10 protein-coding genes and 1 tRNA gene are annotated in these 17,527 nt (G+C 42.8%); 5 read left to right on the top strand and 6 right to left on the bottom strand.

Annotated features, from left to right (window positions below; all coding sequences use genetic code 11):
- Positions 1-62: 62 nt before the first annotated feature.
- Positions 63-1,346 carry a deoxyguanosinetriphosphate triphosphohydrolase gene (locus ACJV2T_RS03450; RefSeq protein ID WP_419399152.1) on the top strand — a complete coding sequence of 428 codons (1,284 nt, stop codon included), beginning with the start codon at positions 63-65 and terminating at the stop codon, positions 1,344-1,346.
- 124 nt (positions 1,347-1,470) lie between these two features.
- Positions 1,471-3,285 (top strand): PASTA domain-containing protein, encoded by a 1,815-nt coding sequence (locus ACJV2T_RS03445; protein WP_419399151.1) that lies wholly within the window; start codon positions 1,471-1,473, stop codon positions 3,283-3,285.
- Positions 3,286-3,515: 230 nt separating this feature from the next.
- Here the strand turns inward: ACJV2T_RS03445 and ACJV2T_RS03440 are convergent, their stop codons facing one another.
- Positions 3,516-5,426: a PASTA domain-containing protein gene (locus ACJV2T_RS03440; RefSeq protein WP_419399150.1), complete on the bottom strand. Its 1,911-nt coding sequence runs from the start codon at positions 5,424-5,426 to the stop codon at positions 3,516-3,518.
- A 260-nt stretch (positions 5,427-5,686) separates the two neighbouring features.
- Between ACJV2T_RS03440 and dnaG the strand changes: the two genes are divergently transcribed.
- Positions 5,687-7,762, top strand: a complete 2,076-nt coding sequence (gene dnaG, locus ACJV2T_RS03435) for a DNA primase (RefSeq protein WP_415683792.1) — start codon at positions 5,687-5,689, stop codon at positions 7,760-7,762.
- A 447-nt stretch (positions 7,763-8,209) separates the two neighbouring features.
- Here the strand turns inward: dnaG and ACJV2T_RS03430 are convergent, their stop codons facing one another.
- The gene (locus tag ACJV2T_RS03430; RefSeq protein ID WP_415687651.1) at positions 8,210-9,904 is read right to left on the bottom strand and encodes an acetolactate synthase large subunit; all 1,695 of its coding nucleotides are present in this window, start codon (positions 9,902-9,904) and stop codon (positions 8,210-8,212) included.
- A gap of 313 nt (positions 9,905-10,217) precedes the next feature.
- Here ACJV2T_RS03430 and ACJV2T_RS03425 point away from each other — a divergent pair, with 313 nt between their 5' ends.
- Together ACJV2T_RS03425 and ACJV2T_RS03420 are read left to right on the top strand one after the other, a co-directional pair.
- The gene (locus ACJV2T_RS03425; RefSeq protein WP_415683794.1) at positions 10,218-11,411 is read left to right on the top strand and encodes an SLC13 family permease; all 1,194 of its coding nucleotides are present in this window, start codon (positions 10,218-10,220) and stop codon (positions 11,409-11,411) included.
- Positions 11,412-11,490: 79 nt separating this feature from the next.
- Positions 11,491-11,563 (top strand) — tRNA-Arg (locus tag ACJV2T_RS03420).
- A gap of 1,143 nt (positions 11,564-12,706) precedes the next feature.
- Here ACJV2T_RS03420 and ACJV2T_RS03415 read toward each other — a convergent pair.
- From ACJV2T_RS03415 to ACJV2T_RS03400, 4 genes are all read right to left on the bottom strand, one after another.
- On the bottom strand, positions 12,707-13,111 hold the full coding sequence (locus ACJV2T_RS03415) for a Fur family transcriptional regulator (protein WP_415686628.1): 405 nt from the start codon (positions 13,109-13,111) through the stop codon (positions 12,707-12,709).
- Between the two features lie 18 nt (positions 13,112-13,129).
- Positions 13,130-14,302 carry a 5-(carboxyamino)imidazole ribonucleotide synthase gene (gene purK, locus ACJV2T_RS03410; RefSeq protein ID WP_415686629.1) on the bottom strand — a complete coding sequence of 391 codons (1,173 nt, stop codon included), beginning with the start codon at positions 14,300-14,302 and terminating at the stop codon, positions 13,130-13,132.
- Positions 14,286-14,750, bottom strand: coding sequence for a 5-(carboxyamino)imidazole ribonucleotide mutase (purE, locus tag ACJV2T_RS03405; RefSeq protein WP_415687009.1), 465 nt, complete (start codon positions 14,748-14,750; stop codon positions 14,286-14,288). Before purE ends, purK begins: the two co-directional genes overlap by 17 nt.
- Before the next feature lie 113 nt (positions 14,751-14,863).
- A complete protein-coding gene (locus tag ACJV2T_RS03400) occupies positions 14,864-17,527 on the bottom strand; it encodes a bifunctional lysylphosphatidylglycerol flippase/synthetase MprF (RefSeq protein WP_419399149.1) in 2,664 nt (887 codons plus the stop codon).

Genomic DNA, 17,527 nt, shown 5'->3' with positions numbered 1-17,527 from the left:
TGTTAATGCTTGGTTTTTAGAAGGTTATTAATAGCCTTAATTGCAAATAAAAGAGGTGTTGTATGTGCGACGAAGTAATTGCATCAGATAATGAGGTCGTTGGCGAATACGATTTGCACGACACTGAGCGTTGGGCGAGTGAGCCTCATCACACTCGTGCGAGAACGCCTTTTGAAAGAGATCGCGCGCGAATCATACACTCGTCTGCTCTTCGTCGATTGGGTGCAAAAAGCCAGGTTTTAGTTGCAGGTTCGGATGATTTTGCTCGCACTCGCTTGACACATACTTTGGAAGTTGCGCAAATTGGTAGGCAAATTGCAGCAATGCTTGGATGCGATCCGGATGTTGTTGATTGCGCTTGCTTATCGCACGACTTAGGGCACCCACCATTTGGTCATAACGGAGAACGCGCGCTCGCAGAATTAGCGAAAAATATTGGTGGATTTGAAGGAAACGCACAAACTCTTCGCTTACTTACGCGCTTGGAACCGAAAGTTTTTCGTGAAAACGGCAGTAGTGCAGGAGTAAATCTTACGCGCGCAGCATTAGATGCTGCAGTGAAGTATCCGTGGGGATTAGAAGAAGCAAAAGCGCACGATAAAGGCGAGCGCGATTTGAAATTCTGCGTGTATCCGGATGATCGAGATGTGTTTGAATGGCTGAAAATTGGTGCTCCATGCGAAGCAAAACCAATGGAATGCCAAATAATGGATCTTTCAGACGACATTGCTTACAGTGTGCACGATATTGAGGATGCGATTGTAACCGGCGCTTTTAATCCGGCTTTAGTTGCAGATTCAAAAGTTGTAGATGAAGTTATTGAAGAAACCCATGCATGGTATGGTGAGCGTTGGAATGTAGATAAACTTTTGGCTGCTTTGCAACGTTTGCGCTCGCTTCACATGTTTCCTAATTCTTTCGACGGTTCTCGACGAGCGCTAGCGCAGTTGAAAAATATTACTAGTGCTCTTATTGGTCGTTTTGCAAGCTCTGTTGAGCACGCTACGCGTGAGCGTTATGGCAACGGTCCGCTTGTTCGCTACCGTGCAAACCTTGTGATTCCGGAAAATACTTCCTACGAAATTGTGATGCTGAAAAGCTTAGCTGTGCACTTTATAATCGCTCCTCGCGAGCGTGAAGTTTATAAGCGCGAACAGAAAATTTTAACGGATTTAGTAGAAGTATTTATGAGCAAGTCGCCGCGCTCGCACGATGCAATGGAGGAAGTATTCGTGGGAGATTGGAACGAGTGTACTAACGATGATGAGCGTCTTCGCGTTGCAATCGACCAGGTGGCAAGTCTTACAGACGGTTCTGCTACAACTCTTCACGCGGCTTTGTGCTAGTTGCTTTGTTCTAGGTGCTTTTGCTAGGTGCTTTGTGTTAGGTGCTTTTGCTAAGTGCTTTGTTTTGGGTGAGCTGTGAGTGTAGATTTGTTGTAAAGACTAAATTGTGCGAAGAAGGTTGAGAATGTTTTGTGCAAATTGCGGGAATAATATTATTCCTGGAGAAAAATTCTGCGGTAACTGTGGGGCTTCTGTTTCATACAGTAATAATGTTGAACAATCGCAGCCTACGGAAGTGATGCATCCTACTGGAGTAGAGCAGCCTACTGAAGTGATGCAGCCTACTGGAGTAGAGCAGCCTACGGAAGTAATGCAGCCCGGAATTCAAATAGCTCAGCCTGAATATGCAACTCCGCTTATAAAAAATCGCAAACTAATTATTATAAGCGCATGCGTTATAGCAGCGGTTGCAATTATTGCTGCAGCAATCTTCTTCTTTACTTCTTCGCGTTTTCATAAAGCATCGCCAACTGATCGCATAGTCGTACCTAAAGCGAAAACCTCACAATCTGCGCAAGATGTTGTACGTGAACTGCAAGAAAAAGGTATTGAAACTCACGTAATAAAAGATTTCGGAGGAAGTAAACCAGGTAATTTTGCGCGATATCAAAACGTAAAACCTGGGCAAGTTATTCACGGGGATCGCGTTGTAACGGTTGTTGAATCCAAGGGACCTGGCGTACCAGCAAAGGGAGTGATTGGAAAAACTCTTGAAGAAGCAGCGCCTCTATTAAAATCAATGGGAGTTCCAGTAAAAGTTTACAAAGTAGCCTCACTTCATCCTGGAAAAATTGCTGCAACTAACCCAATGCCAGGAGAGCCTTTAGATGAAAATAAAGAAATTTTCATAGGCGTTGGCGAAGAAGATAAATATCCTGACAGCGGCAAGTCTATTCCTGTTGAATTATTCGACAAAGATAAAGATGAAGCTTACAAAATGATGTCTGATGAAGGATTCAAAGTTAGACTCGTACCAAAGTATTCATCTCGAAAACACTTAGGCAAAATTGTTGGGTCTAATCCTGGATTAGGGCAATCACATAGGGGAGATTCCGACATAACGCTTTATTATGGCGCTGATGCTTCTGAAACTAAGAAAATGTTTACTTCAAAAAAGTACTATAGCGAAAATCTCACTACAGTTGAAGTATCAACACTTACACCGTTTGTTGGAAAATGGTGCACTAAATCGGGAGATTGCTTAGAGTTTGAACCTGGAAGTAGCATGGACCGCGACGATCCAGAACAAAATAGTTCACTACGTCTTCACGGGCCACATGCTATGGATGATTTAGTTAACGACGATAAGACACAGTATTATCACAGTTTTGGAATGTGGCAGTTTACTCAAAACCTCGTAGGAAGCGCAATCAAAGTTTACGACGGTGAAAAACATAATTCACTTCCTATGCAAAATACGTTGCTATTTGGTGACACGGGAATGGTTGATATATTCCGCGATGGCGGTGATCCTTATTGCGGCAATGAAATATACACTTCGCCTGCAGGACCTTGCATTAACGGAAAATTTGTTTCGTATGAAGATTTAGATAAGAATCCTCTTTATTCAAGTTACGGACCTGGTTACGAGAAAATACCTGGAGCTAACAAGGGTATAACGTATAGAATGCGCGCATATTTCGTTCTTGTTCCGGTTAATGCAAAGCTCGACGAACTAGAAGCAAACGGATTCTTTAAGGGCAAAGGAAAGACTAAACCGGATATGGATCGTCCGTTTATTTTGCGCAGAGATCCTAAATATTACAGTAAATCAGAGCTAACAGTTGAGGCAAAAGATGGAGATGTGAGGCATAATCCATTTGTCCCAACTGAATTTAATAAGCCTGTACCTTTTGCTCCAGCTCCGGATGATTCAAACGTCTACTACCTAGTTGAGAAGCCGTTTGATTGGTGGTTCCTTAAAGATAGGGAATTGTAAAGTAGCAAAAGATTGCGGAAGATTGCGGAAGATGCGGTTTGCGCAATTATTTGCGATTTGTGCATCTTCCGCTGATTTCGTCTCGTATTTTGTCGATATTATCGGTTGGTTTGGTGTTTTCGACAGTTTCGTCTCGCGTTTCGTTTATTTCACCAAATGATTTTGTGTTTTAGACACAATTGGTATAAAAGCGTGCTAATACCAAGTAAAGTAGATAAAACAAGCACGTTTTACAACGATTCGCTAGGGGAATCGTCCCAGTCGAAAGGTTCTTCCACAAGATAATACGCGTTCGAATCATCCGGTGCTGGTGCGAACGGAACTGCGCGACTACTCTCCGTAGGCACAAAAGGATTAACCCAAGCACTTCCCGGTTTCTGGTTCCTGCGTGTTTCTTTGTATAGCTTAGGATCTCTGCGCAAAATAAACGGACGCTTCAAATCTGGCTTGTGTGTAGGCTTTCCAACAAAATATCCGCTGTTTACAAGCTTGTCGAACTTCGCTCCAACTGGCACGATTACCATAAAATCTCGCATAGTGTAGTAGTAGCCTAGGTCGTAGCCTGGTTCATTATGAATTCTGTCATATTCTTCTGGATTGTTATCTGGAAACTGAACATATTTTCCGTTCACACACGTGAATCCAGCGCCCATAATAAAAGCATCCTCACCGCCGCATTCTATAACTGCTCCACCAGAATACAGTTCAACAGCACCAGTATCGCCAGAAATAAGATGGTTCCTCATAAATTCACTATCTGGAATATTCTTATCAAATATAGCGCGATCAGTTGGATCTTGGCCTCCTGAATTTAGTCCAAGAACACCTTTCGTATTTATATAACCTTTGTTGTCTTCATCAGGTATTCTACCGTTTTTATCTGCAATATCTGTAGGTATAAGTTCTGTAATACTTTTTTCGTCGCTTTCCCACTTTTTCTCATTTTTATAAAGACGTGGAATAAGAGTTATGCATTTACCACTCTTCGTGCACCATTTGCCTATAAAAGAACCAGCTCGGGTTACAAGATAAGCCGTTTTATCGTTATAATCCGTTGGTTCTGTTACAACATCCCTAGTCTTGGATGCGTCAACACCATAATAAAGCGTTACGGCTTTAGGCTTGCCTTTAGTGCCCAAAGCAGGGTACGCGCCAACAATTTTGCCGAAATATTTTGGCGATGAAAACTTCGGGCGAAGGTTAACTCCGAAAGGCTTAGAAGATAGCATGTCCTTGGCTTTGTCTTTATCTAATCCAAACAAATCAACCGGAACGCCATCGCGTTTTTCGCCGATAGCAACATGAATCACGCCGTCTTTACCAACAGCGTTTCCAGGCATCGGGCTAGACGCAACGATTTTACCGACTGCAGCATCTGTGGAAGGAACATGATGCAGCTTTACTGGAACACCCATCGACTTCACGATTTTTTTGGCTTCGTCTAAACTTGCGCCAACAACGCCTTTCGCTGGAACGCCAGGACCTTTAGATCTTAAAATCTTCACAACCGTGCTAGTAGACTTGTGTGAACCTGGCTTAACATTCACATATCGAAGGAAACTTCCCTGTTTCTTAGAACTAAACTCGTCTATAACTTTCGTGCGGAAACCGTTATTTTCCAGTGTTTTTGCAATATTATCCGCATTGTCTCCAACTTTTGCTTTGGGAATTACTCCTGGATTTGAATTTAATCCTATAGAAGTTAAAGAAATATTTTTGGCGAAATACCAAACTGTTCCAGCTAACACAAGCACTACTGACAGCACGATGCTAGTGATGATGATTGCAATTTTTTTGCTATGCTTATTTGGTTTATTGCTAGTTTTTTGATCTTCAAAAGTTTTATTCTGTTGTGGTAGAGGTAATTGCGAAGATTGTTGTGATTGCTGTTTAGTTTGGGTTGGTTGAGTTGGCTGAGTTGGTTGGACTGGCTGAACTGGTATGGTCTGTTGAGCTGGTTGAGTTGGTTGTGCTTGTTGGGTTATCTGGGTTGGTTGCGCTTTTTGAGCTGATTGGGCTGGTTGAGTCGACTGCGCTTTCTGAGCTTGTTGAGTATATGTATAACTTTCAACAGTGCTTCCGCACAAATTGCAGAACTTGTCTCCTGCATTAATTTTGCTTCCGCAATTCTCGCAAAACATACTATCCCTCTTACAATCTTTCTAAAATCTCTATTTTTCCGGATAATAAACACCTACTTGTATATTACATCCGTATTAAATAATTTGTAGTCAATATAGAAGTCGATTTCATCAAATGATTTTGTGTTTTCGACGGTTTCGTCGCGCGTTTTGTTTATTTCACCAAGTGATTATGTGTTTTCGACGGTTTTGTTGCGCAGAAAACACTAAAGTTATGTGCGCAATACCACTCGCAGCAGATTTGCGATAAGCTAGATAGCATGGTTGGAATGATTGTGAAAGAAGACATTGAGCGCGTGCGCGCTGCGGCAGATTTGTATGACATTGTGTCTGCAACAGTGACGCTTAAGCCTTCCGGAACTGGCACTTTTGTAGGTCTTTGCCCATTCCACGATGAAAAAACGCCGAGTTTTAGCGTGCGACCAAGCTTGGGAGTGTGGCACTGTTTTGGTTGCGGCGCTGGCGGCGATGTATTTAAGTACGTTGAGCAAAAAGAGAATATTGATTTTCGTGAAGCGGTCGAGTTTTTAGCAGATCGTTACCACATTGAGATGCATTATAAGCAGGAGCAAAATAGTGATTCTCAAGCGCGCGGTTCTAAGCGAGCCAGGCTTTTAGAAGCAAATGAAGAAGCGCAAAAGTTTTTCGTTTCAAATCTCGGCACTCAAGAGGCAGCTCCTGCGCGCGAATTACTTGCAGGGCGAAACTTTACTCCGCAACAAAGTGCGCGTTTTTCTTGCGGTTACGCGCCTAAAGGCTGGGATAATTTAGTCAGATACTTAGCGAATAAAGGTTTTACTCGTCAAGAGCTTCTCGACGCTGGACTTGCCAGACTCGGTCAGCGCGGAATATATGATTATTTCCGCGGTCGCTTAACTTGGCCTATTCGCGACTCGACTGGTCGAACTCTTGGCTTTGGCGCTCGCAAGCTTTACGACGACGACTCTATTAGCGCAAAATATATTAACACTCCTGACACTGCACTGTATCGAAAAACGCAAGTTTTGTACGGAATTGACTTAGCTAAAGCAAATATTGTAAAAAAGCGTCAAGTTGTAATTGTTGAAGGCTACACAGATGTAATGGCATGTCATTTGGCTGGTGTCGATACTGCTGTTGCAACTTGCGGAACTGCGTTTGGTGTTGAGCATGCAAAAATTGTGCGCCGCCTTATTGCAGACGATTCTTTGGGTGCAATTCAGCTTGTTGGCCCACTGAAGGTGGATGGACAGTCTGTAAGTTCGCGCATCGTTTTTACTTTTGATGGTGATGCTGCCGGGCAGAAGGCTGCGCTTCACGCTTTTGGTTTGGATTCTGCCTTTTTGACGCAAACTTTTGTTGCTGTAGCAGACAATAATCTCGATCCTTGCGATTTGCGTATTCAGCGCGGTGACGAGGCTGTGCGTTCGCTTGTTGCGCACGCAAGTCCGCTATATGATTTCGTTATTGACACAGTAATTAATCGTTTTGAAACTTCGTACACTACTGGTCAAATGGGCGCTATAAAGGCTGTCGCTCCTCTTATTGCGCAAATCCGAGACCGTTCGTTGCTTGACTTGTATATGCGCAAAGCCGTGCGTTCAATTGGCGTTGATTTAGCTGTTATGCGCAATGAAGTTGAGTCTGCACGTAGACGTTTGAAAGTTTATGACGACGACGCTTATGCGCAAAAGCATAACGTTATTCCGCCTTTTGGTCAGCAAATTAATGACGATCGTAATGCAGGTTTTAAAGCTTCTCGCATGGAAATTATTAAAAGTTCTGCTAAAAATCAGCATTATTATCGTGTGGATGATGCTGTATTTATGTGCGAACAACAATTTATGGCGTTACTTTTGCAAGTCCCGCTTGCTTTTGATGAGAAATTATTTGCGCAATTGACTTTGAATAATTTTATTACACCAGTATTTCGTACGCTGTTTCAAGCATTTGTAGCTGCAGGTGGATTGCCAGTTGGCAATGTTTCGCAAGGATTGTGGCTGCACATGATGACAAAAGCTGCAGGTCCTTTGCTTGAGTCCGTTATTACAGAGCTTTCTGTAATGCCGTTGCCGCTTCCTTCTTCTGCAGATGCATTGGAAGATGCCGGCAATCGACAGAATCAGCAAGTCTCAAACGGATCTCCTTCAGATCTTTTGCGGAAAGCTACAAGCGCAGAAAGTAAGTATGCAAACGAGCTGCTTATTCGCCTTCTTGATATCGGCTATATGCGTAGAATCGGTGCTGCTAGAGCGCGTATGGCGAAACTTAAGGATGGTCAGGAAAAGCTTGAGCTTCTGGGGAAAATCACCTCAATGGAAGCGGCTCGCAAAAACTTGCAATCGCAAATCATGTAGCCTTTAATGCAATATTTTGTGCAAAACTGTAGTTAATTTTACGATTTGCTTGCTGTTGCGCGAGTTTCGGGGGATTTCTCTCCTCGTGCGTCCCGTCCTTCGGGCGCTCTGGCTGCTAAAGGCGCTTATTGTGTTCGCTTTTCTTTAAGGAATGTAGCTTCTCAGTCCTCTTTTAGCGCTCGTAAAGAAATCCCCCAAACTCTGTGTGTTTAATCGTTAATAACCGTGTCTATCGCAGAGATTTTTCGATTTTTCTTCTTCGCTTGGCGAATCAGCAGCCTGCGGCTCTGACGTTCGCCTCGCTCAGTGCAAAAAATCTCAAATCTCTACCACACGAATATCCACACGACTGAATAGTGTAAAATGAACTGTATTAAAAATACAAACAAAAGACCACGTAATCTAGTGTGATTGCGTGGCCTTTTGCTTGCAAAAATTTATTGAAACTCAGTTACTAAAGTCAATATCGCCGAGCTTTTCAATAAGCTTCATATTCTCGCTGTAATCAACTGGGCAAGAAATCACGTCCACTCCGCTTTCCTGCTCCAAAGCCGAGCGAAGCATGTTGTACAAATCCTCCGGCTTTTTAACAACGTGACCGCGCGCGCCAAAGCTTTCCGCAAGTTTTGGCACATCCGGATTATGGAAATCAACGTACTCGTGCTCGCCTGCGTGAAGTTCCATCTTCCACTTAATTAAGCCGTACGCGTTATCTTCCCAAACAAGAACTACCATTCGGCTTCCAACGCGCACTGCAGTTTCGATTTCCTGCACGTTCATCATAAAGCTTCCGTCGCCCATCACAGCCAAAACCGGTTTCGTGTTAATTTTGCCGGAATTATCGCGGATAAACGAAGCTCCAACAGCGCCCGGAAGCGTCCAAGCCATAGTTGAAAGACTGTTGTCGATTATGCAAGTATTCGGGTGCATAGTTGGGTACAAGCGTGCCATCCACATTTTCAAAGCGCCTGTATCTACAAGTACCTTCGTGCCTTCAGGAACAGCGCGGCGAATATCGTAAACTACGCGCTGTGGTTTCATTGGCATGCTTTCGTCGTTTTCGCAAGAATGTAATTCTTCCGTAAGCAGTTGTCGAATACGTGGGTGGCTTACGTCGAAAGTGATGTTGCGTGTCTTTAATACTTCTGTAAGAGTTTTAAGCGTTTGGCCAATATTCGCCATAATATTCAACGCAGTAGGGTAGTGCGCGTCGGTATCTTCCACAAAAGTATTGATGTGAATAATAGTTTTATCAATATTTGGGTTGATTTTCTTCGGGTCGAACTGCTGAATTGAGAAGCCGACAGCAATAATCAAATCAGCAGTGTCAAACGCGAAGTTCTCGTAATCGCGATGCATGAAGCCGACTACGCCAAGTGCATTCGGATGATTATCTGGGAAAACGCCCTTACCTTCGAAAGTAGTTGCAACTGGCACATTAAGCTGCTCAGCAAACGCAAGAAGCTGATCCTCAGCGTGAGAGCGCGCAACGCCGTTTCCAGCCAAAATAATAGGTTGCTTTGCTTGACTAATAATTTTCGCAGCTTCTTCAATAGTGTCTGGCGCTGGCATAATATGCAAAGGATGCGGCAGTGGAAGAGGCTTTGCGTCGTCAGGTGCCGGCATTTCGCTAATATCTTCCGGAATAACAAGGCACGTGGCTCCCGGACGGTTGCGACCGGCAATAGAGAAAGCTTTTCGAACCATTTCCGGCGCAGATTCTGGAGCAAGCATCATAGAAGACCATTGCGTAATCGGTTGGAAGAGCGCAACCAAATCAATAATTTGGTGAGATTCCTTATAAAGCCTAGAAACGTTACCTTGTGCGCAAATCGCTACAAGCGGTGTAGTGCTTGCGTTTGCTTGAGCTACAGGAAGCGTTAAATTCAATGCGCCAGGACCTAGAGTTGCCAAGCATACGCCCGGTTTTCCAGTAATATGAGCGTATGTTGCTGCCATAAAACCGGCGCCCTGCTCGTGGCGAGTAAGCACAAAACGAATTCGTCCATCGCGCTCAATTGCTTCAAGAAGCGGAATATTTTCCTCACCTGGAATACCGAATACTACTTCAACGCCTTCGTTTACCAAGCATTCAACAACTAAATCTGCAGTATTGCGCTTGTGGTTTTCACGAAGATGCATTTGACGAGCAAGTTTTTGTTCAAGCTTTTGATCTTCTGTTTTGTTTATTTCTGCCATAATTCGCTTCTTGTGTAGACAACAAATTCTTTGTTTTAATATGATATACGCAATCTTGTCTTTAAACGCAATTTTTTGCGATGCGCGTGTCATAAAAAAGGGCGGAATTTTGTGTTAGCTACTTTAGGCTAAATCACGCTATTAATACTTGCTAATTTATTGTTATTGCAACGATTTTGTCGGGAATTTAACACGATTGTGGGACTGGGTTTCTAGTACAATAGAATCATTGTGTCTATTGCGTTACGGAGGAATGATGAAGCGCTGGCTGTTGAATCTGGTCAAGTGTGAAACCATTCTTATTGTTGCCGCAATTTTAGCAATTATTTCTTGTTTTTTTGTACCTCCAGATCCGCAATATTTAAGTTATATTCATGTCAACACTATTTCGCAATTAGTGTGTCTTATGATGGTTGTGTGCGGATTCCAGCGCATTGGTGTGTTTCGATCTATTGGTGCGCGTTTGTTAAGGCATGTGCGCACTGAGCGCGGCTTGGTGCTCGTGCTTATGTCGCTAACATTCTTTTCATCAATGTGGATTACGAACGACGTTGCTTTGGTTACTTTTGTGCCTTTTGCATTATCTGTGCTCGTAATGGCGAATGCTGAAAAGCAGTCAATTCTTGTAATTACGCTTATGACCATTGGTGCCAATGTTGGAAGTATGCTTACTCCTATTGGCAATGCTCACAATCTGTATTTAAAGGCGTTGACTCATATGTCTACGCAAGATTTTTTGAAGATTATGGCTCCTTATACGATTACAGCAGCACTGTTGATGATTGTATTTGCATTCGTATTCTTTAAGTCGCGCCCGGTTGACCAGTTTGCAGGTTTGCATGGTGATGATATTGAGCAAAGTGTGTTGGCTCCTTCGCATGGTCATCCGCAGCCTGATGAAATTCGCGTTATGGGCTATGGCATGAGTTTTACTCGCTGGCGTGTTACTGTTTATAGTTTGCTGTTTGTCGTTTGCTTGTGTGGTGTTAGTGGTTGGATTCCTGACTGGATTATGGTGCTTATTATGGTTGCAGCTTTTCTTGTTTGCGACCGTCACGTATTCCGTGTTTTAGATTGGGCTTTGCCGCTCACGTTTATTATGTTCTTTGTTTTTATTGGCAATATGCGTCGAGTTCCTGGATTTAGTGATCTTGCGCAAATGTGGGTTGGCACGCATCCGATGGAAGTTTCTATTGCTTCAAGCCAATTTATTAGTAACGTGCCGACGACGATTCTGCTTTCTGGATTCTGTGACCAGTGGAAGCTTCTTATCATTGGCACGAATCTTGGTGGAATGGGTACTTTGATTGCTTCTATGGCTTCGCTTATTTCTTATAAGGGAATTACGCACCAGTATTCGCATTACCGTGGGCGTTATTTGCTCACGTATACTATTGTCAATGTGTTCTTCCTTGCAGTGTTGATGTCACTTGCGTGGATTATTGAATAACAATTTTTATATAAACGTTTGATATTTATAATTTTATGGCGCGTTGATAGTAGTTTTTTGGTATAATAACCATTTGTTTGCCTCTGTAGCTCAAAGGATAGAGCAACGGCCTTCTAATCCGTTGGTTGCGCGTTCGAGTCGCGTCGGGGGCACGATGAAATCTTGAAATAGCATAGTGCATTTCAAGATTTTTCAGAGTGCCGAGCTTGCTCGGGGTGCAAAGCACGGTGTGCTTTGCACGCAAGCGAGGTCTGCGCGCGTCTTAAAGACGCGCGCAGGGTGTTCTTGTTGGTTTGTTTTTGGTTTTTGTTTTGTGTTTTACCAAGCCCGAAATTATAAGAATTTCGGGCTTTTTAAAAGTGCCGAGCTTGCTCAAGGTTGAAAGCACGGTGTGCTTTCAACGCAAGCGAGGTCTGCCTTCGTCAGTAAAGACGAAGGCAGGGCAGATTAGTGTGTAATGCTTGTAGGAAATTCTCCGGAATTTGTAGGTGTGAGCGAGTAGTTTTTGTGTGAGTCGTGTTCACGATGAAATCTTGAAATAGCATAGCGCATTTCAAGATTTTTCAGAGTGCCGAGCTTGCTTATGGTTGAAAGCACGGTGTGCTTTCAACGCAAGCGAGGTCTGCCTTCATCTCGAATGACGAAGGCAGGGCAGGTTTGTGTGGTAGTTCATTAGGAATTCGGCTGTGATTGGTGTGCGCTGACGACCTGCCTGAGCGCTGCGTTCCAAGCGTTTTCTACGATTTTTGCAGCTTACTAAAATGTCGAAAATACCAAATCGTTTGGTGGAATAAACAAAACGCAAGCCAAAACTGTCGAAAATACATAATCGCAAGATGTTTTCGACATTTTCTATTGACTGCAAAAATATTTAACGCGTGTATCGATTCGCTAGCAGCGCGATTGTAAAGTTTCTGCCGTTTTTTCGCGCGTAGCCGACTTTTTCTTTACACCGCTGTAAAGTTTTGGTCGGAATCTGGCTGGGAAGCGGCATAAACTGCGCGCGGTTGTAAAGTTTCTGCCGGATTGAGGTGCGCAAACGGCTTTTTCTTTACACGTGCGTAAAGTTTCTGCCGTTTTTTCGCGCGTAGGCGACCGTTTCTTTACACCGCTGTACAGTTTTGGTCGTTTTTTGTTACTGGTGCAGATGGTTGACTGCGTGCGCGACGACCTGCTTGAGCGCAGCGATTTAGCGCGCGAAAGCAACTCGGAGTGCCGAGCTTGCTCATGGTTGAAAGCACGGTGTGCTTTCAACGCAAGCGAGGTCTGCGTGCGTCTTTAAGACGCACGCAGGGTTACTTATCTTCTTCGCGGCAGCTTTCGCATAAGCCGAATACTTCTAGCGTATGATCCACAACAGTGTACCCGTGAGATTCAGCTACTTTATGAATCCATCCCTCGTCGTCAGGCGGCTCAATGTCGACTGTTTTTCCGCAACGTTCGCACACTAAATGATGGTGATGAGTATTTTCATCACAAATACGGAATAATTGCTGTCCCTTAAAGCGCACGGTATCTACTTCGCCGTTTTGAGTTAAAGAATTAAGTTGACGATACACTGTTGCTAAGCCAACAATCTCTCCGTTTTTAGCGAGTATTCTGTGCAAATCTTGTGCAGAAACAAAATTACGAGATTCGCGTAAGTAGGAGAGTACTATTTCTTTTTGCTTCGTATGTCTACGCATAGGCTCGCTAGGCATTTCACGTCCTTTCGTTGTTTAGTCTAGTTCGTCATCCCAGCAGCCTGTTGCGTCCAATGCAGCTGCTGCTTCAACAGGATTATCGCATAGCACAGTAATATGACCCATTTTGCGATTCTTACGAACTTCAGCTTTTCCATAATCGTGTATATGCCATTCTGGATGTTCCAAAATCAGCGAACGCGTAGGAGCTACATGTTGTCCAAGAACATTTACCATAACAGCAGGAGAAAGCAGCTTAGGCTTCTTTAAAGGCCAGCCAACAATACCGCGAATATGCGCTTCGAATTGATCCATATCGCAAGCTTCAATCGTATAATGCCCAGAATTGTGAGGACGAGGAGCAAGCTCGTTTACTACTACGCGATTATCTTTAGTGATGAAAAGCTCAATTCCTAACGTTCCTGCCAGCTCGAATCCTTTAGCTAAGCGCAAAGCTAATTCGTGAGCTGTTTTTTCAACTTCAGGATCAACTACTGCAGGAGCTAAAGTCATGTGCAAAATACTATTGTGATGCACGTTTTTTACTAGAGGATAAGTTACGAAATCCTTGCCATTTCCAGAAACCAGAATCGACGCTTCGAAAGCAAAATCGACGAAACCTTCGAGAATTGAAGGAGGGAATTTTCCGCCGCGATCCGCACGATGGTGAATATTGGCAACGTCTTCTTCTGTGCGCAAAACATCTTGACCGTGACCGTCGTAGCCGCCGCGACGAGTTTTAAGAATTGCTGGTAAGCCTATTTCGTCAATAGCGTCATCTAAATCGTCTAAATTATTTACTTCACGCCATGGAGCTGTTTCGATTTCATGACTATTGATAAACGTTTTTTCGCTGACGCGATCTTGAGTTACGCGTAACAAGTCAGTTCCTTGAGGAATTGCTGTTAAATGACGAACTTTATCAAGTGCATCTGCGTTAACATTTTCAAATTCGTAAGTTAATACATCGCAACGCTCTGCAAGCTCACGCAAGCCTTCAGGATCGTCATAATTAGCTTCAACTTGCAAATCTGCTACTTGGAACACAGGGCAGTCAAGCGTTGGATCGAGAACACCAATACGAAAACCCATATGGCGAGCTGCAATAGCCATCATGCGCCCCAACTGACCGCCGCCAATAATTCCAATAGTGGCTCCCGGCATTAAACGTTCAACAGCGCCATTAGTGACTTCAGATAAGGTTGGCATTTGATTCCTCGACTTTTTCTTTTAGATCATTGCGATATTCTGCTAGTTCTTCAGCAAGACGATTATCAGTTGTGCTTAAAATGCTTACAGCAAGCAATCCAGCATTTGTTGCTCCAGAGTTTCCTACTGCAGTAGTTGCAACAGGAATACCTCCTGGCATTTGTACTATTGAAAGCAATGAATCCCAGCCCGATAGCGCATGCGAGCGCACTGGCACGCCAATAACAGGAAGCGTGGTTTGTGCCGCAATCATGCCAGGCAAGTGGGCAGCTCCGCCGGCTCCAGCAATAATAATTTTGAAACCGTTTGAGCGAGCATTATGCGCAAAATCTGCCATTAATTCTGGTGTACGATGTGCGGAAATAACTCGTTTTATATACGGAACTTGGAATTTATCTAGAATTTCACAAGCATGACGCATGGTTTCCCAATCACTTGAGGATCCCATTACGACAGCGACGGTTGGCTTTACTTCTGACACGATGAACCTCCCTGACGTGCACTTGTTACTTTACGCAACACTAGGGAGAACTCGCCGAAGTTTATCTAAAACTTAACAAATTATTTGTTCGCTTCGCTACTTTTTGGACGCAAAGATTTCACCATTTCTAGTATTTGTTTAGGATTAGCTTCCGGCAAATAGGCGTGAGTTACAGCTAGTGAAATCTGAGCTAATTTTGCAGAATCCATGTAACAAACATATACGGAACTTGCAGATGGCTGGAATTTTTTCTTGAAGAAATATAGTGATTTGAATCCATAAGCTGGTTCCAAAATGTCAGACATCATTTCTAGTGCATGATTAATAACATTAGAAGATTTTTGACCATTTTCGTTTAACGTGTCTTCGTTTATGCCAGCTAGAGGTGCAGCAGAAAGGCTCATAAATTCTACAGCGCAATCTGGGTTTTCTAATCCTTCATCTCTTAAACGTTCTGCCATTCTAGCAATTAATAATTCCATAATCCCATTAGGACTATCTGTGCGGTGACGCATAAAATCAAGCGTCCAACCAATAATTCGATTATTCCTATACGTTGGCATCCAGCTAGTTACTCCAAGTACCCTGCCGTCTTCATTAATAGCGTATAAAATTTTGACGCGGCTATCTTGAAGTTCGTCAAGTCCGCCGAGAGTAAATTTCATTTCTGGAAGAGCTTTTAACTCTGCCCATTCTTCTGAAATTTCTACAATTTGTTGCTGTATGTCCCAAGAGGCTTCGTTATATGTTGTAAGTACGTCGGCAATTCCATCTCGTTTTGCTTTGTTTATAGCTGTGCGAATATCTTGCCATTTTTTACCTCGCGTCTGCCAAACATTAGGGTCTACTAGCATGTCTGTTCCGACTTTAATAGAAGTAAATCCAAGTTTTTCTAGTTCTTGACGCGTTTTATCGTGAACAGCATAGAATGCTGGAGACCACGAATTTTGTTCGCATAATTTAATAAATCCTCGAATATCTTGCGAATACTCTTTTTCATCTCCAAAAGGCTCTGTAAGAGTAAGCGCAATGCCGTAACTTAATCTATATGCTATTGCAGATTGTCCGCTTTGAGAGAACCAATAATGGTTATTCGCCCAAGTTGTCATAAAGCTCATTGTGTTTCCGCCAAGTTCTACTAATGAGCTTGCTTTTTTTCTATCGTTTTCGCTTGTAGAGATGCTACTGCGGAACCATGTAAAGCATACAATAAACAATATTGCCCAGAATATCACGCCAACGCTTTGCGCTAGTAAAGAAGATAGAGGCGTTTCAGTGCGAAGCATTGCGTTAGATCTGTTTCCAAATCCCATAGGCATCCAGCGCCCTGGTAAATCTCGCAATAAGTGATAAATATCAGCAGATGGAGTAAAGTCTTCAGGTATCGTAAGACCAAAAATAACATACCCAGCGCCAGTTATGTACAATGCCATAAAAATTGCCATTAGTCCCAAACGCGCTTGTAGTTTGTTTGTATGAACAGAAAAATGCTTTAAATTAATTATCAACAAAATAGTAAGCAATAATGGCGGGAGAGCTGTAAGCATAAAAGCAACAGCGACAGCATTGTGTTGATGTTCCAAAATATTTTGTTTTGTTGCAATTAAAGGCAAAACAGTGAAATACATTCCTGCATACAGTACAGTTAGTGCGTTTATAAATATAGAAGTTAATGCAGCTAGTCTACGTCCGCGTAACATTCCCCACGCAACAATCATCAATGTGATGCTTGGTAATAGGATGCGAATCCACAATCCTCCAATAGCAGCGTGATGTAGACCTGAATGAAGGAAACAATTATTTGTGCTGTAATTTGTCATGCATCGCGTAAGCCATGTTTTAGAGCCTAGTTGCGGTGACATAAACAAGCCAAGATTAGTAAGAATTCCTGCGTGAGAGCGCGAAGATAATGCCAACACGGGGCCTAATGCAATAATGCTTTGAGCTACTGCAAAAAGTCTACGAATTTCGTAATCTGTGCCTTCCCACCAGTTTACATTTCGTTTGACGCCTTTTGTTTTGCTCATAATATTGCCAATAATGTGCCCTGTAAGGGCTGCAATAATAGTGCAATAATCTCCTGGATTTCCACTATAAAGAAGCATTGCCGAAGTAATAGCGTATCCAATTACTAAAGTTCTTCTGCGCCACAAAATAGATTCGTAAGATGCAGAAGCCATAAAAGCGCCAATAAACAGTGTGAATGGAGATAGTCGAATAGGAATTTTGGTAATCCAATGCATGTTTCGAATAATGATTGAAAGATTACCTATGATTGTTAGTCCTACAATCATGCCAACTATTGTGCTAAATATTGAAATATAAATAATATTAAGTTTGCTTATACGAGTTTCTGCAACGCCAATAATTACTGCAACAAGTAAGCAATTAACCATAAGAGATGGCATATTATTTACAAAAATAAGCGAATGGCATATTTTTATCAACAGCTCTGTGACGTTTCCGTGACCGAAGAATAAGCTTGGACCTTTTGAGCGATGGTGCCGCATAAATAATTGTGCAAGAGTAGCGCTTGTGCCATAAGTGTAAAAATGCATAAGCGTTAACACAATCCAATATGTGCAATTTATAATAATAAAAATGCACGTAAGAGTTAATGCGAAAACTTTATGTTGCATCCAGATTATGAAGTCGTGCATCAATATTTTTGCATGACGAATTATTGAATGTTTAGAGTCATAATCATTTTTCTTACAGCGTTTATGAAAGAAAGACAGCATCAT

This window comes from Gardnerella phocaeensis (assembly GCF_048545075.1).
Classification (GTDB): Bacteria; Actinomycetota; Actinomycetes; order Actinomycetales; family Bifidobacteriaceae; genus Bifidobacterium; species Bifidobacterium vaginale_J.
Note: the sequence above shows the minus strand (reverse complement) of the source record. Positions and strands in the feature narration are given on the sequence as shown.